The sequence below is a fragment of the Acidithrix ferrooxidans genome (genome assembly GCF_000949295.1).
GTDB classification, from domain to species: Bacteria; Actinomycetota; Acidimicrobiia; order Acidimicrobiales; family Acidimicrobiaceae; genus Acidithrix; species Acidithrix ferrooxidans.
The window spans coordinates 1-2,064 of sequence record NZ_JXYS01000162.1 but is presented as its reverse complement, the minus strand read 5'-3'; the positions used below and the strand labels follow the sequence as shown (position 1 = coordinate 2,064).

General features: G+C 47.4%; 1 protein-coding gene and 1 pseudogene. One reads left to right on the top strand and one right to left on the bottom strand.

The window, feature by feature from the left end:
• Window positions 1–570 precede the first annotated feature (570 nt).
• The gene (locus AXFE_RS18005) at window positions 571–1,425 is read right to left on the bottom strand and encodes a transposase (protein ID WP_052607264.1); all 855 of its coding nucleotides are present in this window, start codon (window positions 1,423–1,425) and stop codon (window positions 571–573) included.
• 162 nt (window positions 1,426–1,587) lie between these two features.
• On the opposite strand from AXFE_RS18005, the pseudogene AXFE_RS18000 reads away from it, so the two are divergent.
• A pseudogene (locus AXFE_RS18000) lies at window positions 1,588–2,064 on the top strand (hypothetical protein); the annotation flags it as partial.

Below are 2,064 nucleotides of genomic sequence, written 5' to 3'. Positions count from 1 at the left end.
CAGATGTTCAGGTGATGGCGATCTCAAACTTTCTGATCCGATCAAGAGCCTCTAAGAACTTATCCTTATAGTGCCAGTGTTCTTCAAGATGCAGTATTACTTTTCTAGCTGAACGAGTGATATGTCCTGCGATCTGAAAGTAACACCGTCGAAGCTTTGGTGTGGTGTAACAGTTACTGTAATAGCACGTATTCGTGCAGTGAATCGTGCCAGGTTGTGTTCAATTGCACCGTGCCAGGTTGTGCAGTTGCACCGTGCCAGGTTATGTAGTTACACAAATAACTAACCAGACCAGAGCTAACCAGACCAGAGCCAACCAAACGGCATTAGCGTTCATGTATCTAGATGGAACATGATTCCATCTAGAACCTCCTTTGAGATCCTTGATGACTAGTTCGATCTGGGCATGTGCTCGGTGATCAGCCTCAAGGAAAAGCGTTTCGCCTTGTCGATCGGTAATAAATGCGTGATAGTCATAGTCTCTAAATAGTGCCAGCTGAGACCCTGGAGTAGGCTTTGTTCTTCCTACGATAAGACGAACGTCTTGTCTATCTCTTGCAAATGCGCAATTTACTGTATTTGACGGTATTTCACTTCTGCTACATCAGCTCCACCTTCAAGCCAGTAGGGAATTGAAGTCCATGTTTCTTCTGGTATGGCTGCAATAACCTGCTTCAATCGTTTTGACATCCGTGTTGTAATGCAAATGCGAACATTGCCTTGGCTGGCTGTGTCTCTTACGGCTCTTGAGAAGAACCCAGAGTCAAAACGCATGGTTATTTCACCAGTTGCTCCAGCGGCTCTGGCATTGTCGATTACCTGAGTTACAAACTCTCCGGCACCACGAGCGGTATTGGCGTTGCCTTCACGAGTCACTATTCCAAGAATGTCACCTGTTTTACCAACAGCTGCTAGGTGTGGGTGATACCCCCTTACTTTGGTATAACCAAATCCAGCTCCTTCTTTTTTGTTTCCATATACCTGACATATCGTGGAATCAACATCAATGGTGAGCGGCTCATCACCTGGACCTGCTCCAGCTAGCCAGGCTCGTTTTAGCAACAAAGCTGCAACTCGTTCAACATCTGCGATGTCACTGGTCTCAAAACTACGCAAGAAGACACCAAGAGTGGATGGTGCTGGCATTATCTGACCAAGGATAACTTGTGCATTTGGGCTTTCAAGGATTGCAGTGTCATCAATGCAATCACCACCGGCCAAAATAGATGCGACGATAGCCATAGCTTTTCTGCCAACATTTGCTCGTCCAGGACGATCCTCTAGGTCAATGTGTAAATCAAAGAGATCCCTAAGGCCAAGTCTCTCAGCAAGGGTGATAGGGAGTATTAACCCACTGTTGGAAACTGCGTTCGAATCGTCAAAGGTGACTATCAAACACTCTAAAGCACTAGCAGATGCTCGCATCTAAAAGGTGCTCCTTAAACTGATAGATTTGAATTGTCTTCAAACATCATTCTACCAGTTCAGAAAACCTTTTCTATGCCAAAATCAAAGTCGATCGACTAAATTTTCGGTGGATCCAGGCTAAGACAGGGACTCTTTGGCGAAGATCTCCCAACGGTTATCATGGATAGAGGGATAGCAACTTATGACAACATCGCACTGATTGAGTCCTATGGTCTTAGCTATCTGGTAATTACACGCGCTAATGCAGCTAGACACTATCTAGCTGAACTACGCCAAGGAAAAGATACCTTCTTAGAGATCAAGAACTCCTCCAATGAGAGCATCTACATCAAAGAACTGGGTGATGACCTGGGTGCCAAGGTAGAAGTTGCCGAGGGAGAAGTTGCCGAGGCGGGTGCTGAGGTAGAAGCTGCCGAGTCGGGTGCCGAGATGGATGGCAAGGTGGGAGTTGCTGAGATAGGTGGCCACCTTGGCGTTGAGGTGGATGACAAGAGAGAAGCTGCTGAGTCGGGTGCCGAGGGAGAAGTTGCCGAGGCGGGTGCTGAGGTAGAAGCTGCCGAGTCGGGTGCCGAGATGGATGGCAAGGTGGGAGTTGCTGAGATAGGTGGCCACCTTGGCGTTGAGGTGGATGACAAG